Genomic DNA, 26,587 nt, shown 5'->3' with positions numbered 1-26,587 from the left:
TCGTACGCTAAATTTATTAGAGACAGCTGCAATGAGATCAGACCAGTCGTCTTCTCGCTTCTTCGGCATCCAATCGGATCTGTGTGACAAGCTCGTCAATCGAACCGAATTTCTGCTCCGGACGAATATAATCGATCAGTTCTGCAGCCAGCTGCTGGCCGTACAGGTCTCCCTGGTAATCAAAAATATGTGCTTCAAAGCTCGGGCGTGTCTCTCCGCTCTGGAATGTAGGCTTATAGCCAATATTCATGACACCGGCGCGCCATGCGCCTTCTGCCATAACACGGACAGCATATACACCCGATTTGGGTACGACATACTTTTCATTCAAGTCCAGGTTGGCTGTCGGAAATCCGATTGTCCGGCCGCGCTTGTCGCCATCAATAACGGTTCCACGAATCTGATAAGGACGGCCCAGCAGACGGGCTGCCAAGGCGGCATCCCCTTCACGAAGAGCACGACGAATGGCTGTACTGCTAACTTTGGTTCCTTCCAGCTGAAAAGCAGGCACCGTATCTACCTGCAGGGATTCCTGTCCCAGCTCCCGCAGAAGCTCCGGTGTGCCTGCGCCTTTGTGGCCGAAATGGAAATCAAAGCCCACTACTGCTGTATGCACTTTGAGAGGACGCAGCATTTCATAGTAGAATTGCTCCGGCGTTACCGTCGAGAAAGCATGATTGAATTGAGCAACATACAGTGTATCTACACCCATGCTACGTAAAATCTCTTCCTTGATGGACAGAGGCGTCAGGTAGCCCTCGTAATCTCCCTTGCCCAATATTTCTTTGGGATTAGGATTAAACGTCATAACCGAGGCTGCGATGCCCAGACTTTTGGCCAAGCGAATTCCGTGTTCGATTACACTCGTATGTCCGAGATGCAGTCCATCGAACTGACCGATAGCCATGATCTGGCTGTGGTCTGCATGAGGTCTGCTGCCCTCTGCCCAGGGATAGGATAACCTTACGATATTCACTATGATATCACCTGCATTTCCGCAATTAGTTCATTTCAGCTCTGCTGTCTGTATTGTAACTCATGAAGATCATGGCAGACTAGGCAGGCAAAAATACCTTCACTGGAACAATTTGTCCTGTTTGCTCATCTTCACGGAAAATCCCGATAAAAATCTGCTCTGGACCATACAGCTTGAACAAGCCCATATGATTTTGCTGCAGCTCTTCAGATAGAGAAGTTCCGGATACCGAAGAATCCTCTACAGGATGAATATACTGCTTATCGATTTTTTTGCCCTGCAGCGTTGATTTGTATACTCCATGATCGACTGCAAAAGAAGGCAGCCCGGACATCGCCTGATCGGCTGGAATCAGGTGCTGCTCCAACTCGCCGCTCTGCACCAGTTCCTCGATTTGCTCAAAGGTCAGACATTGATCCAATTGGATGCCTGCCGACTGCGTACGTACCAGCTGTACCATTGTCGAAGGAACATGAAGTGCACGTCCCACATCCACACAGAGTGTGCGGATATACGTTCCTTTGGAACAAAGTACGCGGAAAGATACCTCCGGATGAGCGCCTGGCTTCCAGCCTGTCATTTCCAGACTGTAAATCGTTACTTCACGTGCTTTGCGTTCCACGGTTTTGCCTTCGCGTGCCAGCTCATACAGACGCTTGCCGTCTACTTTGACAGCCGAATACATCGGCGGCACCTGGGAAATGGTACCGATCATACTCTGTAGCGCTTCATGTACTTGCTGCTCCGTCAATTGCACTTCATCTACCTGTTCGGTAATCTCACCGGTGAGATCCTCGGTATCGGTAGCAATACCAAAGCGCAAAGTTGCTTCATACTCCTTGGGCATTTCCTGCAAATATTCCACTATACGTGTAGAACGTCCCAGACATAGCGGAAGTACGCCGGTAACAGCCGGATCGAGTGTACCGGTATGACCGATACGCTTCATGCTCACCAGCCGGCGGACTTTGGCAACTACATCATGGGAAGTAAACCCTGCCGGTTTGTGTACCGCCAGTACTCCGTCAAACTGATTCATAAGAACTCCTTCACCCGCTGCACTACTTTTTCTATAACTTCACCAAGACTGCCTTCAAGTCTGCAGCCTGCTGCCTTGATATGTCCACCACCATCAAAATGCTGGGCTATTGCTGCCACATCCACTTTGCCGGCAGAACGCATACTTGCTTTTACTGCATTATCGTTGATCACTTTGAAAAAGATCCCGACCTCTACGCCCTGTATATTACGGGTGAAGTTGACGATACCTTCCAGATCTTCGTTTTCTGCTCCTGAAATAACCATATGCTCCGGCGTCACATGCACATAGGCAATTTTGCCGTCAGCAGTTAGCTCCAGGGTAGATAAAGCTAGTGCCAGTACTTTGACCTGGGCCAACGTGACTTCTTCTAGCAGCGTCTCTGCCAGTTCCGGACCATTAACTCCCAGTTCCAGCAATCGGGAAGAGATCTCCATGACTTTGGGAGAGGTACTGGAATAGCGGAATCCGCCTGTATCGGTCAGCAATCCTGTATAGATAGCTTCTGCTGCTGCAGTCGTCCATTCTATATCAAAGCAGTTAATCCAGTCGTAGAGTACTTCGGCTGTAGCTGCAGCATCCGCTTTGATTACATTGACTGTACCAAATCCGTCATTAGTCGGATGATGATCTATGTTCAGAATATTAGCAGATTCTGCCATCCATTCCTTAACCATGCCTACCCGCTTAAAGTCTGCACAGTCGACGCAAATTATGTTCTGATATTCACGTTGTCCGCCATCAGACAGCTGATTGATGATCTGATCCGACAATGTAAGATAATTCATACGTTTCGGAATCGGACCTTCGTTAACCAGTGTGAATTTTTTGCCCAGACAAGACAGAAGCCAGCCCACTGCTACAGTGGAACTGACTGCGTCTCCGTCCGGCTGAACATGCGAAACCACCAGAAAATCATCGTGCTTCTCAACGAATGCTTTCGCATCCAGAAGCGCTTGTTCATAGGTCTGCATTGCCGTCTCCTTTGAAGTTACTCTTTGGAAGAATCTTCATCACGATGGATCTGATTGATCAGCTGGTCAATCCGGTTGCCATAGGCAATGGACTCATCAAACTTGAAAATCAGTTCCGGTGTATGACGCAACCGAATGCGCTTGCCGATTTCGGAGCGCAGGAACCCGGATGCTTTTTCGATTCCTTTCAGAGAACCTTGTTTTTGTTCATCATCACCCAGTACGCTGAGGTATACCTCAGCCTGGGAGAGATCATTGGTAACATCTACACCGGTAATGGTCACAAAACCGATACGCGGATCTTTGAGTTCATTTTGGATCAGCAGGCTCAGCTCTTTTTTGATCTGCTCGCCTACACGTCCTGTTCTAATCTTAGCCATTCTTTTTCACCTCGCGATTAGCGCTCTACAGCTTCCATGATAAAGGCTTCAATTACGTCGCCTTCTTTGAGATCATTGTAGCCGTCCAGCGTAATACCACATTCGTAACCCTGTGCCACTTCTTTGGCGTCATCTTTGAAACGTTTGAGGGAATCGATCTTGCCCTCGAAGACAACGATGCCAGCGCGGATCAGGCGAGTCTCTGCAGAACGGGTGATTTTGCCGGAAGTAACCATACAACCTGCAATCGTGCCGACTCTGCTGATTTTGAATGTGCTGCGGACTTCTGCATGTCCGATAACGACTTCTTTATACTCCGGATCGAGCATACCTTTCATAGCTTGCTCAATCTCTTCGATTGCATTGTAGATAACGCGATGCAGACGGATATCTACCTGTTCCTGATCAGCCGTTTGTTTGGCCTGTACATCAGGACGTACGTTAAAGCCGATAACGATAGCATTGGAAGCTGCTGCCAGAATAATATCGGATTCGTTAATTGCACCTACACCGCGGTGGATAATCTTGACGCGAACGCCTTCCACCTCGATTTTTTCGAGAGAGCCTTTGAGAGCCTCTACAGAACCTTGTACGTCACCTTTGATGATAACGTTCAGGTCTTTGATTTCACCGTCTTTGATATGTTGGAACAGATCATCCAGTGTAACACGTGTATTCGCGCCCAGCTCGGATTGACGGTGTGTAATTGCACGTTTGTCGGCAATCGAACGTGCTTTGCGCTCGTCTTCGAATACCATGAACGGATCGCCTGCTTGTGGCACCTCTGTCAGACCAGTAATTTCGACCGGTGTGGAAGGACCAGCTTCTTTGAGACGGCGTCCTTTATCATTTACCATCGCACGGATACGTCCGAAACAGTTACCTGCAACAAAAGCGTCTCCGACTTTGAGAGTACCATTCTGTACCAGAATACGAGCTACCGGACCGCGTCCTTTATCCAGCTCGGCTTCGATAACTGCACCACGGGCACGTTTGTCCGGGTTCGCTTTGTAGTCGTTCACTTCAGCGATCAGCAGGATCATTTCTAGCAGTTCTTCGAGACCTGTGCGCTGTTTCGCAGACAAGTTAACGAAGATGGTGTCTCCACCCCACTCTTCCGGTACGAGTTCATACTCGGTGAGCTCCTGTTTTACTTTATCCGGATTCGCACCCGGCTTATCGATTTTGTTGACAGCAACGATAATTGGCAGACCTGCCGCTTTGGCATGGTTGATTGCTTCTACCGTCTGTGGCATAACGCCATCATCTGCTGCAACCACGATAATTGTAATATCGGTTACCTGTGCACCACGAGCACGCATAGCGGTAAACGCTTCGTGACCCGGTGTATCCAGGAACGTAATTTTTTTCTTGTTAATTTCTACCTGGTATGCGCCGATATGTTGAGTAATACCACCTGCTTCGCCGCCTGTTACGTTCGTTGAACGAATGGCATCCAGCAATGTAGTTTTACCGTGATCGACGTGACCCATGATAGTTACGACCGGTGGACGTGCTTTCAGATCTGCTTCATCATCGACTTCTTCTACTGTCTCGAAGCGATCATCTTCCACTGCGATCTTCACTTCTACTTCTACGCCATAATCATCAGCAAGCAACTGGATCGTATCCAGATCAAGCTCCTGGTTGATTGTAGCCATAACGCCGCTGCTAATCAGCTTTTTGATAACTTCGGAAGCGTCTTTGTGCAGCAGTTTGGCTGTCTCGCCAACTGTCATCTCACCGCGAACGATGATTTTCTTAGGCGTGTTGTCGATTTTCTCGCGTGGAGGTTGGTTATAGTTCTGGTTACGTCCGCCACGGCCTTTGCCGCCGCGACCATTACGGTTACCGCCGCCACCACGATTGTTATCGAAACGGCCACCACCGCCGCCGCTTCCACCGCGGTTATTGTTGTTACGGTTACCGCCGCTATTGCCGCCGCGGTTACCACCGGAATTCGAACCTGTGCCACCGCTGTTACGGTTGCCGGAAGTATCGCCGCTCTGTGCGGTTCTTACCTGGCCGGAAGGCTGACGGTTTTGTGAACTGGATTGAGGGCGTGAAGCTGCACTGCTTGGCTGGCGATTGCCACCTTGCGAATTGCTGCGGTTACCTTGCTGTCCTGTGGAAGATCCACCCTGGGAGCTGCGGTTGCCCTGTTGGCCGGATGAAGATCCGCCCTGTGCACTGCGATTACCTTGTTGACTGGACGACGAGTTAGAGCGGTTACTGCTTGTACCGCTTTGGGATCTGGTAGTCCCGTTGGTTGAGTTGTTCTGATTTTTTATATCCATACCTACCTGCTTTTCCTGTCTATTTTTTTCGCGTGACGTCGAAGAAGCGTCCGCTATGGTTGACTGTCCATTGCCTTGTTGCTCTGCAGCAGTGGACTTGATATTTTTAAAAAAACCTTCGACTTTGGTAACAGCGTCATTTTCCATAACGCTCATATGATTGTTGACCGGTACATTCAGCTTTTTCAAGATCGTAATGATTTCTTTGCTGCTCATATTGAGAGATTTCGCATATTCATAAACTCTCAGTTTATTCTTCTGCTCCTGTGTGCTCAATATATTCCACCTCCGACGAATCCCCTATTCGTTTGCGGAGAAGCTTGGCGAATCCGTTGTCGGTTAATGCCAGCACGACACGGCCATCCTTTCCGATGCTTGTTCCCAACAGATCACGGTTGTAGCCGATCAGCAGTGGGATATGGTAACTGCTGCACTTATCACGGAATTTCTTTTGCGTGTTAGCTGAGGCATCACCCGCCAGTACAACAAGTGAAGCGTCGCCGGAACGAATCGCTTTGAGAACGAGTTCGTCCCCGGATAATACTTTACCAGCCCGCATAGCAAGACCGAGTAGGGATAATTCGTTATTCATTAGCGTCTCTCTCCTGCACTGAACTAAAATTGCTTTCTACGCTGCTAAATTCGCTGGCAAGCCGTTCATATATTTCCGGACTTACCGGCACTTTGAGTGCGCGATCAAACGCACGACTCTTCTGTGCCAGCTGAAAGCAGGCCATATTGCCACATACATAAGCGCCACGGCCTGATTTTTTACCGGTCAAATCAATCTCTACCGTTTCTTCCGGTGTACGAACAATGCGCACCAGTGTTTTCTTGGGCATCATTTGCTGGCAAGCCACACATTTGCGCAGCGGTATCTTTTTGGTTTTCAATTATACCATCCCCCTTCAAACTTATGAACTCTCCCGATTGCTATCATGCACACACATCAGAACGGCCCTGGCAAACAGCGGCCTGTAAAAGAGTCCAATCCTGCAAGTAAATGGGAAAGGTTAGTCCACCGATACGGAATCCTGATGCATTTCTTCGCCCATTTCTTTTGGACGGCCGAATTCCTCTTCTGCCTGAGTCTCGCTCTTGATGTCGATTTTCCAGCCAGTCAGTTTGGCAGCAAGACGCGCATTCTGACCTTTGATACCGATTGCCAGGGACAGCTGGTAATCCGGCACAATCACGCGAGCCATCTTCTCTTCCTCGAACACTTGAACTTCGAGTACTTTGGAAGGACTCAGTGCATTGGCCACATATTCTTCCACGCTCTCCGAATAACGAACGATATCGATTTTCTCGCCGCGCAGTTCACCGACGATAGTCTGTACACGTATTCCGCGAGGTCCTACGCATGAACCGACCGGATCAACTTCTGCGTTACGGGAGTAAACCGCGATTTTGGAACGGAAGCCGGCTTCGCGAGCCACCGAGCGGATCTCTACTACGCCATCAAAAATTTCAGGCACTTCCAGCTCAAATAAACGTTTGAGCAGACCAGGATGCGTACGTGAAAGTATGATCTGAGGTCCTTTGGTCGTGTTTTCCACTTTGGTGATGTAGGCTTTGATGCGCTCGTTCATGTTGAACTTCTCGTTCGGCATCAATTCGGTTAATGGCAGTACAGCTTCTACTTTACCCAGATCCACATAGATGTTGCGTGCATCCTGGCGCTGTACGATACCGGTAACAATATCTTCTTCTTTATCAATAAAAGCATTATAAATGAGCCCACGTTCAGCTTCACGGATACGCTGTGTAACAACCTGCTTCGCTGTTTGCGCAGCAATACGTCCGAAATCACGTGGAGTGACTTCGATCTCGGCTACGTCTTCCAGTTGGAAGTGCGGGTTAATCTCACGAGCGGAAGCGACCGAAATTTCTGTACGCTCATCCAGTACTTCTTCTACAACCATTTTACGGGCAAAGACTTTGATCGCCCCGGTGTTGCGGTTCATATCGACCCGCACGTTTTGCGCAGTGTTGAAATTGCGCTTGTAACTGGAAATAAGCGCTGCTTCGATCGCTTCGAATAAAATATCCTTGCTGATCCCCTTTTCGCGTTCCAGCTCATTCATTGCTTCAATAAAATCCATACTCATGGCTTTCAAGATCCCCCTTTCAAAAAACTACCGTTTTAAAAAATGATTGCCAGTCTGGCGCTGGCTACTTTTTCATATGGAATAGTGTAACGTTTCTTGCCCGCTTCAATGAGCATGTCATCATTCTCGAATGAGAGCAACCGTCCTTCAAATTCCTTAGACCCATCTACTGGTTCATATGTTGTTACAAATACGTCTTTTCCGACTGCTTTAAGAACATCCGACTCTTTTTTGAGAGGACGTTCAGCTCCCGGTGAGGAAACTTCCAGAAAGTAAGGATCTTTGATCGGATCATTGGCATCCAGCTTCTCACTCAAATACTCACTAACCCGGCCGCAATCATCGATATCGATGCCGCCTTCCTTGTCCACAAATACGCGCAGAAACCAGTTCTTACCTTCTTTTACATATTCCACATCGACCAGCTCAAACCCATGTTCCTCCAAAAATGGCTGTACCATTTCCTCGACGGTCGTTTTAATCTTTGGTGTACTCAAACAATCCAACCCTCCATCGCCTCAGAATCCTTTATTCAAATGAGCGCTGCCGAATGGCGTATAACTGCTGCATCTTAAAGAAAATCGAACCAAATAAAAATCTTTCGGTTCGATCTTTTCCATAGGCTATACCGTATACCTGTATTCAACAACCTCATACCAAACAGTAAAGAGTGGGTTTCCCCACTCTTTACAGGACGGTTATTTCTTTCTTAGCTCCCCAAAATTATATCATAATCCTGCATTAGTGACAAGTGAAACGCCTTGACCACATTTGGCACACATACAGCTCTTAGAAAAGCGACAGCTGGTTGCTTTCAGGCAGACCGCGGAAGCAGCCCATCTGTGTCATCAGCTCGACAATCGTTTTGGTCGCTTTGGATTTCTGCTGGAAATCCTCAATCGACAGGAACTCGCCATGTTCACGGGATGCCGCAATATTGCGCGCTGCGTTCTCACCGATACCCTGAACAGCCGAGAACGGAGGCAGCAGACTTTTATCATCTACAATAAAGGAAGTTGCGTCTGAACGGTACAGATCGATTGGCTTGAAAGAGAAACCGCGAGCGGTCATCTCCAGCGCCATTTCCAGTGCCGGCAGCATATTTTTTTCTTTTGGCGGTGCCTGGAAGCCCATCTGCTCAATCTCTTCGATCTTGCGATAGATCGCTTCGTATCCTTTACAGCAGAGATCAACATCAAAATCTTCTACACGTACCGTAAAGTAGGTCGCATAGTATTCAATCGGATAATACAGTTTAAAGTAAGCCGTACGCACTGCGGAGATAACATACGCAGAGGCATGGGCTTTCGGGAACATGTACTGGATTTTGAGACAGGAATCAATATACCACTGAGGCACTTTGCATTTCTTCATCTCTTCGATCCATTCCGGTGACAGACCTTTACCTTTACGCACACTCTCTGTAATTTTAAAGGCCAGGCCGGCATCCATGCCTGCTTTGTAAATCAGGAACAGCATAATATCATCACGACAACCAATAACGGTCTTAATCGTACACGTATTATTTTTGATCAGCTCCTGCGCATTACCCAGCCATACACCGGTTCCGTGAGACAGACCGGAAATCTGCAGTAAATCGGCAAACGAAGACGGCTGTGATTCCACGAGCATCTGACGTACAAATTTGGTACCCATTTCCGGCACACCGTAGGTAGCTACCGGACTGCGCAGCTGCTGCGGCGAGATACCCAGTGCTTCTGTAGAGTTGAACATACTCATTACCTTGGGATCATTCATCGGGATCGTCGTCGGGTCTACGCCGGTCAGATCCTGCAGCATCCGCATCATCGTCGGATCATCATGTCCCAGAATATCGAGTTTGAGCAGATTCGCTTCAAACGCATGATAGTCAAAGTGAGTAGTCTTCCACTCGGCATTCACATCGTCCGCAGGGTACTGTACTGGTGTTACATCTTCTACATCAATATAATCCGGAACAACCACGATACCGCCGGGATGCTGACCGGTACTGCGCTTGACGCCCGTACAGCCTGAGGCCAGTCGGCTCAGCTCTGCGCCGCGCCATTTTTTCTGATGCAGTTCTTCATATTTTTTGGCAAATCCGTAGGCTGTTTTCTCGGCGACCGTACCGATCGTTCCGGCACGGAATACATTTTCTTCTCCAAACAGGATTTTGGTGTAATTATGCGCTTTGGGCTGATAATCACCGGAGAAGTTCAAGTCAATATCGGGAACCTTGTCCCCTTTAAAGCCCAGGAATGTCTCGAACGGAATATCCTGACCTTCCCCTTTGAGCTTGCCGCCGCATTGCGGACAATCTTTCTCGGGAAGATCGAATCCACTCGGTACGCTGCCGTCAAGGAACCATTCACTATGCCGGCATTCCGAATTGACACAAATATAATGCGCAGGCAGCGGATTAACCTCGGAAATTCCGAGGAACGTAGCAACTACCGACGAACCTACCGATCCCCGCGAACCTACCAGATAACCGTCTTGGTTAGACTTTTTAACCAGCTTCTCGGAGATCAGATAGTTGGCAGAGAAACCATATTTAATAATCGGTTCCAGTTCTTTTTCCAGACGGGCGATTACGACTTCCGGCAAATCCTCACCGTATATGGACTTTGCAGTATCGTAACAGGTATTGCGTATCTCTTCATCCGCACCATCAAGCAGCGGAGTAAACAGCTTATCCGGGAACAACGGGAAATCTTCGAAGCGTTCGGCCAGCGCTTGCGTATTCGTTACCACCACTTCGTACGCTTTGTCTTCACCGAGGAAAGTAAACTCTTCCAGCATCTCGCCGGTTGTGCGCAAATGAGCATCCGGCTTGCGCTGATCCTTGAGCGGGCTGAAGCCGGTAATACCGTTAATAGTAATATCGCGGAACAGCTTCTGGCGCGGTTCCAGATAATGTACATTCCCTGTTGCTACCACCGGCTTGTTAAGACGCTCGCCAATTTCGCATACGGTGGTTAATGCAGTTTGAATAGCGGCTGGACTACCAACCAGTCCCTTATCTACCAGATGCATATACATGGTCATTGGCTGAATTTCCAGCACATCATAGAATTGGGCAACTTCCTCTGCTTCTTCTACGGTTTTATTCAGTACCGCTTCAAAAAACTCGCCTTTCTCGCAGCCGGACATAACCAGAATACCTTCCCGATACTCGGTTAGTACAGACTTCGGAATACGGGGAACACGTTTGAAATATTCGGTATGGGACAGCGAGATTAGCTTGAACAGATTTTTTTTGCCTTTTTCATTAAGGGCATAGATGGTGCAGTGGAATGGACGAGCATTGGACAGATCCTGACCGACAAATTCATTCAGACGATCCAGCCGTGTCAGACGGCGTTCCTGTTCTGCATCCTTAAGTAGCCCGAACAAAACGCCACCCAGGGCAATCGTATCATCGATCGCGCGGTGATGACTTTCCAGGGACACTTTATATTTATCCGCCAGTGTATTCAGACGGTGGTTTTTCATTTTTGGATGTATCAATCTTGCCAGTTCGAGGGTATCCAGTACCGGATTTTTCATTTCGGGCAGACCATGATTTTTCAGTGTTGCCTGGATAAATCCTATATCAAATCGGGCGTTGTGCGCGACCAGAATATCATCACCCGCAAAAGTGACGAATTCACGGATAACCTGATCAATCTCCGGAGCTCCCCGGACCATTTCATCGGTAATATTGGTCAGCTGCTGGATATTGTAAGGAATACGCTCATGCGGGTCAACAAATGTCGCATAGCGATCCAGTTCCTTGCCATCCTGCATTTTGACAGCAGCAATCTCGATAATTTTGTTCTGTGTAATCGACAAACCGGTAGTCTCGATATCGAATACGATATAAGTCGCATCTTTGAGTTCTATCGGCTGCGGCTCCAGCACAATAGCGACCGAGTCGTTGATCACATTCGCTTCCAGTCCATACAATACTTTAATACCATGCTTTTTGGCGGCTTTGGCTGCTTCGGGATAACACTGTACACCGCCGTGATCGGTAACAGCAATCGCCGCGTGTCCCCAGGCAGCAGCTGTTTTTACATACTGATCAATCGGTGTTACGGCATCCATCGTACTCATCGTGGTATGCAAATGAAACTCTACCCGCTTCTCTTCTGCATCATCTTTGCGTCCCGGAGGCGCCTTGATCTCATTCAAGTCAGATGGAATCATTGCCAGCTCGGGAATCTGCATAAACCGGTCATATTCAACCCGGCCGCGTGCTTTCACCCATTTACCATTTGCCAGCAGGCTCATGATTTTCAGATCTTCTTTGTTTTTGGCAAACATCTTCATCTGCAGAGAATCGGTAAAGTCGGTCAGGAAGAACGTAAAGAGGGTACTTCCATTACGCAGCTCTTTGCTTTCCAATCCAAAAATAGTTCCCTGTACAGTGATTTTTTTCTCTTCGTCCTGCAGATCCTGTAATGGAACCGCCGGGTCCTTGATCTCATAACCGACTTGTAAACGTACCGGCTCTCCATCTTCGTCGACTTCTTCTTCCAGCTCGGATTCCATGCTGGTCATCAAACGCTCAATCTCCTGCAGTTCTTCCTGCCGGCGCTGTTCATGGAAAGCTTGTACAGCTTCGGTTGTGTTCTCGCCTACTTCTATCTTGATACGCAGCTGCAGACCGAAATAATCCTCGTAGAATCGTGCAATCGCCTGGTCGATTTGTTTTTTCTTGGCCAGTTCGAGTGACATCTGATCACTCATCGTCAGTGTCAGTACGTCTTCATTCAAGGCAAATTTGGCACGGGTCATCCAGCCATTCACCGATGGAATCTGTCGCTGTACCCACTCCAGGAACAAGCTCCAATATTCTTCCACAATCTGTACATGATCAATATGATCACTGTATCGGAACAGGAAGCGAATTTTGGCAATATGGCTCATCTTGTCCTGAATATGCTTGCAAAAGGTACGATAGGTTGGTGAAGGAATAAGCGTCTCCTTGGTAATAGTCAGCTTCCACTCCTTATTGCTGCGGCTGATCTCTACCTGCTCAATTGCTCCATCTGCAAAATAGGGCTCCATCAATCCGGCAGGCACCTGCGCCTGCTTCATCAACAGCTCGAAACGTTGTCTTTTCTCTCCGCTAGCGCTCACGCTCATGAGGTCCCCCTTCAAAAAAGTGGCAAGCTCCCGTTAAAGTCGGTGCCAGACTGACGTCTACTCCGCTCTCCGGAAGCTTGCCTGCTTGATTTAATGCTTCTGTATAACTGGTTTGCATAACCACCAGGCATACGATATATTTCGGATTTGATATTACAATCGTTTACTGTATTGATCTCATATACTGCTCTTACCGAACAAACGATACTATGAGGTAGCTATGCAGTAATAAATATAATGATCCGTATTCTACATGAAACTAATCTGATCTGGAATCAATCGAAATTAGTAGGCACGTGCAAATACAACAGTGTGTTTGGCCGGCTGTCCGGTTACCAGACACTTGTCTTTTTGCACATCGAGTTGGAATGGAATATTACGGATCGTTGCGCCTGTTTCTTCTTTGACTTTACGTTCCGTTTCTTCTGTGCCATCCCAGCCCGCGATAAAGAATCCGCGTTTTTCTTCCATGATTGCTTTCATATCATCCAGTGTATCGATCACATGCATGTTCTCTTCACGGAATGCCAATGCACGAGTGTACATTTCCTGCTGCACCTGCTCCAGCATCGCTTGTACTTCAGCAACGATATTTTCCAGCGGCACCTGTTTCTTCTCGCCTGTAATACGGGATACGAGTACACATACGCCGTTCTCGATATCGCGAGGACCGACTTCCAGACGTACCGGAATACCACGCATTTCGTATTCGTTGAATTTCCAGCCTGGACGTACATCGGCACGATCGTCGATACCTACGCGCACGCCTGCTTTTTTCAATTCGGCAAACAGTTCATCGGCACGGCCAACTACCATGTCACGGGTTTTAGGAGGTCCGATTGGAATGATCATTACCTGTTTTGGTGCTACTTTTGGTGGCAATGCCAGACCGCGGTCGTCTCCATGCACCATGATCAATGCGCCGATTAGACGAGTACTTACGCCCCATGAAGTAGTATGCGCATATTCTTGTGTATTTTCGCGGCTCAGGAATTGAATATCAAAAGCCTCCGCAAAATTGGTACCCATATAGTGGGAAGTTCCTGCCTGTACTGCACGTCCATCTTTCATCATGGCTTCGATGGAGTATGTAGCTTTGGCACCTGCAAACTTCTCGGAAGGACTCTTTTGTCCTTTGATAACCGGAATCGCCAGGAAATCCTGAACAAACTCGGTGTATACATCCAGCATACGCATTGTTTCTTCCATGGCTTCTTCGTGGGTTTCGTGAGCGGTATGACCTTCCTGCCACAGGAATTCACTTGTACGCAGGAACGGCAGCGTACGTTTTTCCCAACGTACTACGTTTGCCCACTGGTTGATGAGTACTGGCAAATCGCGGTAGGACTGAATCCATTTGGAATACATATGACCGAACATCGTTTCCGAAGTTGGACGAATCGCCAAACGTTCTTCCAGCGGATCGCCACCTGCTTCGGTTACCCATGGAAGCTCCGGGTTAAATCCTTCTACGTGTTCTTTTTCTTTTTCAAAAAAGCTCTCTGGAATAAAGAGCGGGAAGTAAGCATTGCGGTGACCGGTTTCTTTGAAACGACGATCCAGATCCTGCTGAATATGCTCCCAGATCTCGTAACCGTCCGGACGGAATACGATACATCCACGAACCGGGGAATAATCCATCAGATCCGCTTTTTTGATCACGTCGATATACCAACGCGAGAAATCTTCACTCTGTGGAGTAATTTCTGTTACAAATTGTTTATCCTGCTTTTCGTTCGACATAAAAATGGATATCCTCCTGTAAGTAACCAATATTTAAATGAGCAGGCTGTTCGGCTGCCAAATAACAGTCCAAAGAGACTGTATGGGCAGTGTTCACCAACGTATTTTTATCTATTGTAGCACGATTGGCAGAACTTGTTGAACCCTTTCAGACAAAGAAGCAAAAGAGTGATGAAATGCAATCCGCCTGAAGGGCTTCAAAGCGTACAGCTGCATTTCTGTTCGACTCTTCTGCTTCTCTCTGCTGCTTGTATGGATGCTGCATTTGCCTGATTCATAAACCATCAAACAAATAGTATCCTGAACCTGTTAAATTAACAAGTCATTTCACAAATTGTTCGGCTTACTGCTTCTTTGCCGTTAACCGCGGATTAGTCTCAGAATATCATTGTACGTCACTGCAATCATGAGCAGGAACAGCATCGCGAATCCAATAACATGTACAAGACCTTCCTTGCCCGGATCCAGCGGTTTACGGCGAATCCATTCTACAAAGATAAAGATCAGGCGACTACCATCCAGTGCCGGAATAGGAAGCAGATTGAAAATCCCTAGGTTGATACTAATAATGGCTGTCCAGCGGATCATCTGTTCAATTCCCATTTTAGCCACATCATTAGTCGCTTGAATAGTGCCTACTGGTCCAGCCAGCTGATCCAATTCAAATTGCCCAAAAATCAATCTCTTGAGACCTTCCAGAATGAGTCCACTCATATCTACAAAAGATTGACCGGCATATTTAAATGTCTCTCCGATCGTTGCACTACGTGTTTCTACGTTGGGTATAACTCCGATTTTACCAATATTGCTGGCATCCGGTTTTGGCGTAACCGTAACCGTCTGTTCCTGACCGTCACGTTCAACTACCCACTGCATTGGCTTGTTTGGTGATTCCTGAACAAGTTTGACCAAAGTCTGTGGATCGCTTCCAACCGGTGATCCGTTGATTTTCTCTACCAGATCGCCTTTTTGCAGACCGGCTTCTGCCGCTGCTCCGTCGCCCATCACCTGCGTAAGTTCGATACCTCTGGGATTTTCCATCGGTACGCCAACCATACGTACATAAACCAGACAGAGCACAATAGCCAGAATAAAGTTCATGGCAGGGCCTGCAAAAATAGACAATGCACGCTGTCCAACCGAAGCACTATTAAAGTGGCGATTGCGCGGTGCGATCTGAATTTCCTGTCCTCTTGCCATCATCATGGCCTGTGGATGAACAGCAAAAGTCTGAACTTCGCCATCCACATCCATCACAATTTTTAGATCGTCAACCAGATCAATCGACTGTACCTCACCACGGATTACATTTTTACGGTTATCCAGTTGGTCTACAAAAATAGTCTTAACGACATTGTCCGATGTACGTACCGCTATCGTCTGACCCGGCTGAATCTCTGCCAGTTCCGGATCTTCACCGGCCATACGGGCATATCCACCAAATGGCAGCAGACGAAGTGTAAATACCGTCTCGTTTCTTTTATATGAAAAAAGCTTGGGGCCAAATCCTATCGCAAATTCCCGTACCAGTACACCGGCACGTTTGGCAAAGAAATAGTGTCCCCACTCATGCACAGTCACGATCGTAAAAAACATGAGTACAATCATAATAATTCGTTGAAGTGTCTCCAAATTGCCAAATCCTCCTTTTATGCTTGCGACCGAAGGTCTTACTATTAGATTATCATTTCTGTAAGGCTATATACAAGCATAGCTGGCGAAGACAACATGACAAATTACTTTAATTGGAAATTATACCTTTTCGGAAAAAGCCATTGCTTGTGCACGCGTCTCCTGATCGACACTCTGGATAACTTCCAGTTCTGGATTGGCTGTTGTCTGGTGACGTTCCAGTGCATCTGCAATAATATCCTCTATTGTCAGGAACGCAATCTCTCCTTTGAGGAATCGTGCGACAGCCACTTCATTGGCTGCATTAAATACGGTAGGAGCTGTTCCGCCCAGCCGTCCTGCTTCAAAGGCCATTCGCAGACAAGGGAAACGCTCGTAATCCATCTCCTTGAAATTCAACTGGCCTACCTGTGCAAGCGATAATCGCGAAGAAGGGGAAGACTGACGATCCGGATAAGTCAATGCATACTGGATAGGTACTCTCATATCCGGATTGCCCAGCTGTGCAATAATGCTCGTATCCACAAATTCCACAAACGAGTGAATAATACTCTCTGGATGCAGCAACACCGAAATCTGATCGTAAGGCATATCAAACAACCAGTGAGCCTCGATCACTTCAAGCCCTTTGTTGGCCATACTGGCGGAATCGATAGTGATTTTGGCTCCCATCGACCAGTTGGGATGCTTGAGCGCATCAGCGACCGTTACGCCATGTAACTCTGCACGGGTACGATCACGAAACGAACCGCCTGACGCTGTTAATGTCAGCTGGGCAATCCGTTCACGCGGTTCTCCATTTAGTGACTGGAAAAGAGCCGAATGCTCACTGTCAATCGGCAGCAGTTGCACTCCTTTTTGACGGGCACGTTCGGTAACCAGATGGCCTGCTGTAACGAGGGTTTCTTTGTTAGCCAGACCAATCGTCTTGCCTGCCTCGATCGCTGCCAGCGTCGATGGCAGACCCATGCTGCCCATTACCGCTGTAACCACAGTATGTGCTTCGGTGCCTGCAGCAACTTCGATCAGTCCCTGTTCACCGTAATATACCTGTGTTCCTGCAGGCAGCTGATGCCGAATCTGTTCTGCCAGTTCTTTTGTGCCTACAGAGACGATTCGAGGATGGAATTCATTCGCCTGCTGTATAACCAGCTCTACATTGGTACCTGCCGCTATTCCTTCCACCTGAAAGGCTTCCGGATGGGCACGTACTACATCCAGCGTCTGGGTACCGATCGAACCGGTTGAACCAAGAATTGCTATCTTTTTCATTCTGTCCTCCATCTGCTTTTCATTTGCTTGAGTACTGGCATATTTCACGCAGACCCAACCATCTTGTTTAGCATAAACCATATCATTTTATAAAATTGTCCGCGAATCTGGCAGTATCTACGCCTGGTAATGTTTATTTTCCAGCGAAAAGAAGGAGAACTGCGTAAACCGTTCTCCTTCTGTATCAATAAGGCATTAACATCAAAATATGCACAAACGGAAATACCATCAGCCAGCTATCACAGCGATCCAGGATGCCTCCATGTCCAGGCAGTATTTTGCCCGAATCCTTGATTCCGTAGATACGCTTGTATGCGGACTGAATTAGATCACCCATCTGTCCTACAATAGATGCTGCTACACCGATCAGGACGGCAATCCAGAGCGGGAATAATGTTGGCGACATCAATGAGAACACAATTGCGACTACAATCGCCCAACATATTCCTCCAATCGCACCTTCAATCGTTTTGTTCGGGCTGATCGAAGGCCAGAGCTTGCGTTTGCCCAGCGCTTTCCCTGTAAAATATGCGCCAATATCACTCGCCCAGATAGATGCCAGCAGAACAAATGTCCAATATAAGCCATGGCCATCCGGTGCCTGACGTGTGTATGCAATATAAGCAAAACCTGTACCTATATAAAAGGCTCCAATGAACAGAAGTGCCATTTGTTTAATATCCAGATTATTCTTGGATATCACAGTAATGGACAGCAATAAAAGCATCAAAATCCAAATACTGTGATCAACGGACAATGGCGGTGTCAGATTCATTAGTGTCCAGGGAAAGAGCATATACGCGACACTAATGTAGCCGATCACCGCCGGTGCTCCGAATGGAGCCGCCTTTGTCATGGTTACAAATTCATAATATCCAATTAGAGCCATTGCCAGTATCAAGCCCTGGTAAGCGTAGCCTCCAAGCAGGCAAAAGCTGACATATACGGCTGCAGCTATAATACCAGTGATTATCCGCTCTTTCACAATCCATCCTCCATCCGAACAACATACAGAACGTTCGCCGGTACTACTAGAGACCGCCATACCTCCGTATTCTGCGCTGATATTCTGCTACTGCTTCAATCATATGTTCTTTGCCAAATTCCGGCCAGTAAATCGGTGTAAACCATAATTCACTGTAAGCCAGCTGCCAGAGCATAAAATTGCTCAGCCGAAGTTCTCCACTGGTACGGATCAACAGATCAGGATCGGGCAGACTTGACGATTGCAGTACGGTACCAAATGTATCGGGGTTGATATCTTCTATAGACATCGTACCGTTTTGAACAGCCTCTACCATCTTTTTTACACCTTCTGTAATTTCAATCCGACTGCCATAGTTCATGGCAAAGGTTAATACGAGTCCCGTGTTGTGTGCGGTATCGCGAATTGCTTTTTCCAGAGGCTCCAGCGTAAAGGAAGGTAGTACACTTTTATCGCCCATTAATCGGACCTGTACATTTTTCTCAACCAGTTCTTCAAGCTCTGTAGCTACAAATTCCCCGGGAAGTTTCATCAGAAAATCCACTTCTTCTCTGGGTCTTTTCCAGTTTTCTGTTGAGAAAGCATACATGGTCAAGTATTTGACTCCAAGTTCATCTGCAGCAATGGTGGCACGCTTTACAGCTTTCATTCCGTTTTGATGCCCGATTACGCGCGGCATACCCAAACTTTTCGCCCAGCGTCCATTTCCATCCATAATAATGGCAATATGCTGTGGAATATTCTCCTGCGAAAGTTCGCCGGAACTTTGTTGCTCTTCTTTTTCCCACCATGAGCGAACACGCTTGAACATCACTTTTCCTCCATGCAGTAGTGAAAAGAGACAAACCCCACCAGTTCGGAGGGGTCGCCAGTCTCTTACACTTCCATAATCTCTTTTTCTTTCGCAGCCAATACGTTGTCAACTTCTTTGATGAAGCGGTCTGTCAGCTTTTGTACATCTTCCTGATGACCACGGGATTCATCTTCCGAAATATCCGTTTTTTCCAGCTTTTTGATATCATCATTCGCATCGCGGCGAATATTACGGATAGCTACTTTGGACTCTTCACCGAATTTTTTCGTCAGTTTGACCAGCTCGGCACGACGCTCTTCAGTCAGCGCCGGAATCGACAGACGAATGATGTTACCATCATTGGCTGGAGTCAGTCCGAGATCCGATTTCATGATAGCACGTTCAATATCGGACAAAGAGGATTTGTCCCACGGCTGAATCAGCAGTGTACGGGAATCCGGTGTACTGATATTGGCCAATTGATTCAGAGGCGTCATGGAGCCATAATATTCTACCTGTACACGATCCAGAATGGATGGTGCTGCGCGTCCGGCGCGCAGTGTAGCCAGGTCACGGCTCAGAGCTTGAATCGCTTTTTGCATACGATCTTCTGCACTTTTTTTAACCGATTGAGGCATTAATCTACACTCCCTTTAACAACCGTACCGATCTTCTCACCGAGTACGACTCGTTTAATATTTCCCTGTTCCGTAATGGCGAATACAATTAGCGGGATATTATTATCCATACACAGAGAAGACGCTGTCGAATCCATAACGCCCAGATTCTGATTAAGCACTTCCATGTATGTAAGCTGTTCAAATTTGACGGCGGTCGGGTCCTTGAATGGATCTGCCGAATACACACCATCGACTTTGTTTTTAGCCATCAAAATAACTTCTGCTTCGATCTCAGCTGCACGCAGTGCTGCTGTTGTATCTGTGGAGAAGAATGGATTACCTGTTCCGGCTGCGAAGATAACAACACGTCCCTTTTCCAGATGACGGATAGCTCTTCTACGGATATATGGCTCGGCGATCTGCTGCATTGCGATCGATGTCTGTACACGTGTTGGAACATCAATTTGCTCCAAAGCATCCTGCAGAGCCAGCGAGTTCATTACAGTAGCCAGCATGCCCATGTAATCCGCCGTTGCACGGTCGATTCCATTCGCACTGCCTGCAATACCGCGCCAGATGTTACCGCCGCCGCATACTACTGCTACCTCTACTCCTAGCGCAACAACTTCCTTGATCTGATTAGCGATCGAAGAAATCATATCTGCTTCAATGCCGTACCCCGTCATACCTGACAGCGACTCACCACTGACCTTTAAGACCACTCTTTTAAATACAGGCTTATTCAAATTCATACCCTCCACTTTGCGAATTTAGTTCTGATAGCGGTATAACCGGCTATAGGATGTCTTTTGATCTGTTCCGGTTCCACTTCCAGGCTGCCGTAATTAAACGATCTTACAAAAGAAGGAACACAGTCTGTGTCCCCTCCTTGTTTGTTATTACTGAATCGTTTTCCGGTGATGCAACCCGAGATGAATTCGGATTAGCGGTTAACCTGTGCCATAACTTCTTCAACAAAGTTGTCTTCTTTTTTCTCCAGGCCTTCACCCAGTTCGAAACGGGCAAAACGACGGATAGAGATATTTTCACCGATAGTGCTGATTTTTTCGTTCAGCAGCTGGCTAATTGTTTTGTCTGGATCTTTAACGAAAGATTGCTCCAGCAGGCAGTACTCTTCATAGTACTTGTTGATGCGGCCTTCAACCATTTTTTCAACGATTTTCTCAGGCTTGCCTTCGTTCAGAGCTTGTGCTTTCAGGATTTCTTTTTCTTTTTCGATCGCTTCAGCAGGTACTTCTTCACGACGAACATACAGCGGGTTAGCTGCTGCGATTTGCATAGCGATGTCGCGAGCGAAAGATTTGAATTGATCTGTTTTACCTACGAAGTCAGTTTCGCAGTTGATTTCTACCAGTACGCCGATACGTCCGCCAGCGTGGATGTAGGATTCTACAGTACCTTCAGTTGCTGCACGGCCAGCTTTGTTTGCTGCTGCAGACAGACCTTTTTCACGCAGTACGTCTACCGCTTTTGCGATGTCGCCGCCTGTTTCTTCCAGTGCTTTCTTACAATCCAGCATACCTGCGCCTGTTTTTTCACGAAGCTCTTTTACTGCGCTTGCACTAACTGCCATTATTGTGACCTCCATATAATTGAGTATTTAAGTAACATCCATTCGATCTGCATCATGATATGCTGCCGACCGTTTTTCACCCTGGTATCCTTTAACGGGATACACCCAGTAGAAGCTTACCATATTTCATCAGGAAATTGAATTTGCAATTCCTCTGATATCTTAAAAAAAGGGCAGTGAAAGGCTATACACCTACCAACCACCCTTTTATTTTTACGCAATCTTCATTGCCATGTTAATGCGTGATCAGCTAATTATGCAGTAGTTTGCTCGCCTTGGTTAGCTTCGATAACCGCATCAGCCATTTTTCCAGTCAGCAATTTAACCGCGCGAATCGCGTCATCGTTACCTGGAATTACATAGTCGATTTCGTCCGGATCACAGTTAGTATCAACGATACCTACGATTGGGATACCCAGTTTGCGAGCTTCTGCTACAGCAATACGCTCTTTACGAGGATCGATGATGAACAGGGCGCTAGGCAGGCCTCTCATGTTTTTGATACCGCCCAGGAATTTCTCCAGACGATCTTTCTCTTTGCGAAGCAGGATTACTTCTTTTTTAGGCAGTACTTCGAAAGTACCGTCTTCTTCCCATTTTTCCAGTTCTTTCAGACGGTTGATACGTTTTTGGATCGTTTCGAAGTTAGTCAGTGTACCACCCAACCAACGTTGGTTGATGTAGAATTGACCTGCGCGCTCAGCTTCTTCCTTAACGGAATCTTGAGCTTGTTTTTTAGTACCAACGAACAGTACAGTACCGCCGTCAGCTGCTACGGATTTTACGAAGTTGTAAGCTTCATCAACTTTTTTAACTGTTTTTTGCAGGTCGATGATGTAAATTCCGTTTCTTTCTGTAAAGATGTAACGATCCATTTTTGGGTTCCAGCGACGAGTCTGGTGTCCGAAATGTACGCCAGCTTCCAAAAGCTGTTTCATGGAAATAACTGCCATTTGTGTTTCCTCCTAAGATTTGGTTTTTTTGTGTGCCTCCGCTCTCGTCCACTTTCGGCAAGACTTTTCGTTGAAAAGCACCTTTGCCTGAAATCAGAAAGCGTGTGTTTTAACACCACCAATTAATATATCATAAGGCTCTTACAATGCGCAATACCCAATATCGATTCATTGTATTCCAAGCAGAAAAACAGCCACCTTCATGCTGCTTTTCGCAACGTCTCATGAAGATGGCTGTCCTGTAATAATACTGATAATATCATCGTAATCCTGTTTGTTTCCGATCTCGAACGTACCTACCTGCAGCTTGGTATTTGCCTTGCGTTCTGTAGCCTTATTAATAAATTCACTCTGACTACCGATCAGTCCTTCTTTTTTGAGTGAAAAGGCTACATCATCCAGATTCTCGCCGGGATTAATCGTAAAACTCACATTGGGAGATTGAGGAGAAGCAGGTGTTTTGGATTGCTGCGTCTTGGTAGTACTGGTACTCGAAGGCTGCTTGGGCTGAGTAGTAGACTCATTAGTCGATGCCTTTGGCTGCTCCGGGCTTGTTGGTGCTGTAGGTTCCTTGGTTGAAGAAGATTTGCTTCCTTTTTGAGCTTCCGCTTTTTTGGCCGCCTCTTCCGCCTCAAGCTGCTTCCACTGCTCGCTTGTATATACTTTTTGATTTGCAGCAAACACCTGCATATTTTGAGCCTGTGCGGCTTCCTGAATCTGCTCGGGTGTAAGCTGGCTTCCGTTCATCATCGTCTGACCCTTGCCGATATTCATGATTTGCAGCAGGATTGCTCCTACAATCATACCTATACCTATTCCAATAATAAAAGAGCGGTTTTTGATCACGATTGTTCCTCCTGTTTGGCCAGCTGCAGAATCAGCAGTACTTCGCCGCGCTGCAACCCGACCGCTTTGGCAATAGTGTCAACAGACTTGCCGCTCTCATGCAGCTTGAATAATTCGGGATAACGATTCTGAATTTTTTCGGCCGATGTTTCTTCCACTTCTTTCTGTACAGGAGATGCAGCAGCTTGCTCTTCCATCATGCGTGCGGCCGATTGGCGCAGCGCTTCTCCCTGCTGGTTAAACCCTTTCATTTCCGCTGGTGCGGCCGCTATCTCTATTCCGGCTGGCACTACAGGGATCGGCTGGTAAACCGGCTGTACGGGAGCGACAGCCGCCTTCTGTTCCAGTTCCATCAGACGTTGCCTCATCTCGCTTACCTGTTCCTGAAGGGCAAGCTGCTTGGCTGTCGACTCCTGTTTGATCTGGGAGACCAGATCGATGATTTCTTCGTTTTCTTTTTCGATTTCGGTCATATAATGTTCCAGCGTATCTTCGACTTTTTCCACGGTGGCGGATACAGCTGTATCTGCTGTTTTGGCATTACTTCTTTTGGGAATCATAATACCGTATACTACGGCAATGGCTCCAATAATTACAATGTATACCCACGGCGGAAACTCGCCCATATTTACTCACCCTAATAATTATGTCTTGGAATGGCAAACAAAACCTGTCTTTAAAAGGACAGGTCGATATGTTTACCCTTGTATGGATGTTCCGCAGCAACAGGCTCATGAACAGCGCCCTCTTCCTGCTCGTGCTGCCTACCGGAAGCATGCTGCTCACCGGGATGGCCGTCGTGAATAGAGGCGGAGGAAGACTCCTTTACTCCATCGCTTCGTGTACGCATACGGTCTGCCTGCTCGTTCAGCTGATCCGAAAGCATCGACTGTTCCAGCGCCGGACGCATAAGATGCTCCTGTTGAATCTTTCCTGCTTCACTTGTACGAGGTACAGCAATCTGCAATTCTACAGCTCTCATTCCCATAACGTACACCTGCCCTCACAATTTAATTAGTGATTGGACAGCATTGCGATGTCTCCATTTTCGAAAATGAAGTGAACGCGCTGTGCCGTATCTTTAATATACTTGGTATAACGGCCAATGACCAGCTTGGATCCTCCATAAATCGTATGAACAACCTCAATTTTTGCATGAATGGACTGCTCCAGCGTTCTCTCGATATTGAGTATGCTGTCCTTGATATCGTCGCGCTCGCGAAGCTGACTTTTTTTGGTCGCCGATAGTTTGATACGCAGCGCCATTTTATCAGCTCCAAGCTGTCCGACTGCAGCCAATTGATCCAGCAAATTCAGTGCTTTTTCGGTTTTATCGAGATTTTCCATATGCGTTTTGAGCTCGTTTCTCAGAGTGACGAGCTGGTTGCGCAGTTCTGGTAGTACGCCTACTTCCAATTCTGTTACGGTATAGGCCGTATTTCCAATCGTGCGTGCGACAATAATCTCGCCTGCCTGTAGATGCCCGCCTACTACGAGACCTTTGGGGCCATTACAGAATATGCTGTTACCCGCCTGTACCTGGGAATGCATAATACTCTGGGAGACAATAACCGATTCGCCTGCCTGTACATAACCATCCTGAATAAAGCCGGTTTTTACATCTACTGCAGCTTTGATAAGACCTTTATGGTAGCCAATGATGCCACCTGTAATTTCGATGGAACCACCGGCTTCCAGTTCGGCCCCTTCCACTCCGCCCACGACCCGGATATCTCCGGATGCTTTTACCCGGAAATTGGAAAGTACATTACCGCGAATAACAACGGTTCCCACAAAATCGATATTGCCTGTATGGTAATCAATATCCCCATTTACTTCATAAACGGGAAATACGTTGATTTTGCCGTTATCTGTACGTGAAATCATTCCGTCAATCGCTGCATACATAGCCGTCTGTTCCGGATTCAGCACAATATTTTTGCCGATCTTGAATCGTGCTTCCTTGCCAGGTTTGTACGGAATGGGCTCGCCACTCACATCTACGCCAGGCTCGCCGGGCTGCGGATCGACTTTCTCGGCAATCAGCTGCCCTTTCATTGCATTGTTAAGACGTATAATTTCTTTGTAGTCCACTTTTCCGTCTTCTGTCTCAAGTGGTCTTCTTGGATTGGAGTCCAGTGATACCTTGTATTGAATTTTGCCGTCGATCCCATTAACCGGTTTGATTCCATAGGCTACTGCGATAGCTTCTGAAGCATATTGTTCCGGCTGAAGGGCAATCTTTTGCAGTTCATCCATACGTATACCGTAGGTTACTCCCTGTGTACGCAAAAATCCCTCCAGTTGTTCAGCAGTACATTCAAACTGTTCATTGTGTTTCGTAAGTTCCAGATACGCTACGGACTTATCATTCGAAAAGCTAAGCTTTAGATATTCGTCCAGCAATAGTTGAGAGGTCACGCCATATTCCCCTTTCCTGCTTATAGCGGCGTTCACATATCCTGCATTAACAGACCTCTTTGTTTGTCAAGCGCTCCACGGAGACGAAGAATTGCCTTGGAATGCAATTGCGAAATCCGGGATGGAGATAATGACATAACTTCTGCGATTTCACTAAGTGATAGGTCTTCATAATAAAGTAGTGAGACAACCGTTCTTTCTTTTTCTGTAAGCTTTTCGATCCCTTTCATCAGCAGATCTTTCAGTACGAAATCATTGACGGAACGATCCGGATTTTTGGCTTTTTCATCCACGATCAGAGACATCCGTGTTTCGGATTCCTCTTCACGAATCGGATCTTCCAGCGAGGTGATAGACATTACTGCGACATCCTGCAGCATCGTCTGGAATTCACGTTCACTGACATCAAGGAAGTTGCTGATTTCTGCATCCGAAACGGAGCGCATATACTTTTGTTCCAGCTGTTGATAAGCATCTTCGATTTTGCGGGCTTTTTCACGTACCGAACGAGGAACCCAGTCCCCTTGTCTTAATCCGTCCAGAATCGCGCCTCTTACGCGCCAAGACGCATACGTTTCAAATTGCAGACCGCGTTTATAATCAAATTTTTCGATAGCATCGATTAATCCCATGACCCCATTACTCATCAGGTCATCTTTGGATACATTTTTGGGGAGACCGATAGCAAGGCGGCTTGAGACATATTCAACGGTACCGAGATGGTTTTCAATCAGTCTTTTTTTGGCTTCTACATCGCCGTGTTCTTTCCATTGGATCCATAATTCGATGTGGTTAAGATGACTTCCTTTTTGCTCGCTCAATTGCTTTCACCCTCC

At 47.1% G+C, this 26,587-nt stretch carries 25 protein-coding genes; all 25 read right to left on the bottom strand.

The genetic code is table 11. From position 1 onward, the window contains the following. Positions 1-37 precede the first annotated feature (37 nt). The 25 genes from AR543_RS11555 to AR543_RS11440 all read right to left on the bottom strand — a co-directional run bounded on the left by AR543_RS11555 (position 38) and on the right by AR543_RS11440 (position 26,572). Complete coding sequence (locus tag AR543_RS11555) at positions 38-976, bottom strand: bifunctional riboflavin kinase/FAD synthetase (RefSeq protein ID WP_060534533.1); 939 nt, start codon at positions 974-976, stop codon at positions 38-40. A 79-nt stretch (positions 977-1,055) separates the two neighbouring features. Further along, a complete protein-coding gene (gene truB, locus AR543_RS11550) occupies positions 1,056-2,015 on the bottom strand; it encodes a tRNA pseudouridine(55) synthase TruB (RefSeq protein ID WP_060534531.1) in 960 nt (319 codons plus the stop codon). Continuing rightward, on the bottom strand, positions 2,012-2,989 hold the full coding sequence (locus AR543_RS11545; protein ID WP_060534528.1) for a DHH family phosphoesterase: 978 nt from the start codon (positions 2,987-2,989) through the stop codon (positions 2,012-2,014). The genes truB and AR543_RS11545 overlap by 4 nt, the downstream gene beginning before the upstream one ends. Before the next feature lie 17 nt (positions 2,990-3,006). Further along, the gene (rbfA, locus tag AR543_RS11540; RefSeq protein WP_060534526.1) at positions 3,007-3,369 is read right to left on the bottom strand and encodes a 30S ribosome-binding factor RbfA; all 363 of its coding nucleotides are present in this window, start codon (positions 3,367-3,369) and stop codon (positions 3,007-3,009) included. A gap of 17 nt (positions 3,370-3,386) precedes the next feature. After that, positions 3,387-5,942 carry a translation initiation factor IF-2 gene (infB, locus tag AR543_RS11535; RefSeq protein WP_060534524.1) on the bottom strand — a complete coding sequence of 852 codons (2,556 nt, stop codon included), beginning with the start codon at positions 5,940-5,942 and terminating at the stop codon, positions 3,387-3,389. After that, a complete protein-coding gene (locus tag AR543_RS11530) occupies positions 5,917-6,258 on the bottom strand; it encodes a YlxQ family RNA-binding protein (RefSeq protein WP_060534522.1) in 342 nt (113 codons plus the stop codon). Before AR543_RS11530 ends, infB begins: the two co-directional genes overlap by 26 nt. Continuing rightward, positions 6,251-6,559, bottom strand: a complete 309-nt coding sequence (rnpM, locus tag AR543_RS11525) for an RNase P modulator RnpM (protein WP_017813719.1) — start codon at positions 6,557-6,559, stop codon at positions 6,251-6,253. The genes AR543_RS11530 and rnpM overlap by 8 nt, the downstream gene beginning before the upstream one ends. A gap of 120 nt (positions 6,560-6,679) precedes the next feature. Next, a complete protein-coding gene (nusA, locus tag AR543_RS11520) occupies positions 6,680-7,777 on the bottom strand; it encodes a transcription termination factor NusA (protein ID WP_060534520.1) in 1,098 nt (365 codons plus the stop codon). Between the two features lie 35 nt (positions 7,778-7,812). Then, entirely contained in the window at positions 7,813-8,274 is a 462-nt protein-coding gene (gene rimP / locus AR543_RS11515) for a ribosome maturation factor RimP (RefSeq protein WP_060534518.1), read from the bottom strand. Between the two features lie 292 nt (positions 8,275-8,566). Further along, positions 8,567-12,892, bottom strand: a complete 4,326-nt coding sequence (locus AR543_RS11510; RefSeq protein ID WP_060534516.1) for a PolC-type DNA polymerase III — start codon at positions 12,890-12,892, stop codon at positions 8,567-8,569. Next, positions 12,876-13,010, bottom strand: coding sequence for a hypothetical protein (locus AR543_RS24885; RefSeq protein ID WP_257790513.1), 135 nt, complete (start codon positions 13,008-13,010; stop codon positions 12,876-12,878). Before AR543_RS24885 ends, AR543_RS11510 begins: the two co-directional genes overlap by 17 nt. Before the next feature lie 167 nt (positions 13,011-13,177). Then, positions 13,178-14,635, bottom strand: coding sequence for a proline--tRNA ligase (gene proS, locus AR543_RS11505; RefSeq protein ID WP_060534514.1), 1,458 nt, complete (start codon positions 14,633-14,635; stop codon positions 13,178-13,180). 360 nt (positions 14,636-14,995) lie between these two features. Continuing rightward, positions 14,996-16,267, bottom strand: a complete 1,272-nt coding sequence (rseP, locus tag AR543_RS11500; protein ID WP_060534512.1) for an RIP metalloprotease RseP — start codon at positions 16,265-16,267, stop codon at positions 14,996-14,998. A gap of 120 nt (positions 16,268-16,387) precedes the next feature. Further along, complete coding sequence (locus tag AR543_RS11495) at positions 16,388-17,539, bottom strand: 1-deoxy-D-xylulose-5-phosphate reductoisomerase (protein ID WP_060534510.1); 1,152 nt, start codon at positions 17,537-17,539, stop codon at positions 16,388-16,390. Between the two features lie 184 nt (positions 17,540-17,723). Further along, positions 17,724-18,524 carry a phosphatidate cytidylyltransferase gene (locus AR543_RS11490; protein WP_060534508.1) on the bottom strand — a complete coding sequence of 267 codons (801 nt, stop codon included), beginning with the start codon at positions 18,522-18,524 and terminating at the stop codon, positions 17,724-17,726. A 46-nt stretch (positions 18,525-18,570) separates the two neighbouring features. Beyond that, complete coding sequence (locus AR543_RS11485; protein WP_060534506.1) at positions 18,571-19,335, bottom strand: undecaprenyl pyrophosphate synthase; 765 nt, start codon at positions 19,333-19,335, stop codon at positions 18,571-18,573. A 65-nt stretch (positions 19,336-19,400) separates the two neighbouring features. Beyond that, a complete protein-coding gene (gene frr / locus AR543_RS11480) occupies positions 19,401-19,955 on the bottom strand; it encodes a ribosome recycling factor (RefSeq protein WP_060534504.1) in 555 nt (184 codons plus the stop codon). After that, entirely contained in the window at positions 19,955-20,683 is a 729-nt protein-coding gene (gene pyrH / locus AR543_RS11475) for a UMP kinase (RefSeq protein WP_060534502.1), read from the bottom strand. The genes frr and pyrH overlap by 1 nt, the downstream gene beginning before the upstream one ends. A gap of 197 nt (positions 20,684-20,880) precedes the next feature. After that, positions 20,881-21,531, bottom strand: coding sequence for a translation elongation factor Ts (tsf, locus tag AR543_RS11470; RefSeq protein ID WP_046215389.1), 651 nt, complete (start codon positions 21,529-21,531; stop codon positions 20,881-20,883). A 254-nt stretch (positions 21,532-21,785) separates the two neighbouring features. Continuing rightward, entirely contained in the window at positions 21,786-22,484 is a 699-nt protein-coding gene (gene rpsB, locus AR543_RS11465) for a 30S ribosomal protein S2 (RefSeq protein WP_017813707.1), read from the bottom strand. A 222-nt stretch (positions 22,485-22,706) separates the two neighbouring features. After that, positions 22,707-23,330, bottom strand: a complete 624-nt coding sequence (locus tag AR543_RS11460) for a hypothetical protein (protein WP_060534500.1) — start codon at positions 23,328-23,330, stop codon at positions 22,707-22,709. Then, positions 23,327-23,956, bottom strand: coding sequence for a hypothetical protein (locus tag AR543_RS11455; protein WP_060534498.1), 630 nt, complete (start codon positions 23,954-23,956; stop codon positions 23,327-23,329). The genes AR543_RS11460 and AR543_RS11455 overlap by 4 nt, the downstream gene beginning before the upstream one ends. Before the next feature lie 50 nt (positions 23,957-24,006). Further along, positions 24,007-24,318: a hypothetical protein gene (locus tag AR543_RS11450; protein WP_060534495.1), complete on the bottom strand. Its 312-nt coding sequence runs from the start codon at positions 24,316-24,318 to the stop codon at positions 24,007-24,009. Between the two features lie 26 nt (positions 24,319-24,344). Further along, a complete protein-coding gene (locus tag AR543_RS11445) occupies positions 24,345-25,751 on the bottom strand; it encodes a flagellar assembly protein A (RefSeq protein WP_060534492.1) in 1,407 nt (468 codons plus the stop codon). Positions 25,752-25,783: 32 nt separating this feature from the next. Further along, positions 25,784-26,572, bottom strand: a complete 789-nt coding sequence (locus tag AR543_RS11440) for a FliA/WhiG family RNA polymerase sigma factor (RefSeq protein WP_060534488.1) — start codon at positions 26,570-26,572, stop codon at positions 25,784-25,786. Between the last annotated feature and the right edge of the window lie 15 nt (positions 26,573-26,587).

Source organism: Paenibacillus bovis (assembly GCF_001421015.2).
GTDB classification, from domain to species: Bacteria; Bacillota; Bacilli; order Paenibacillales; family Paenibacillaceae; genus Saccharibacillus; species Saccharibacillus bovis.
This window is presented reverse-complemented; position numbering and strand designations above follow the sequence as displayed.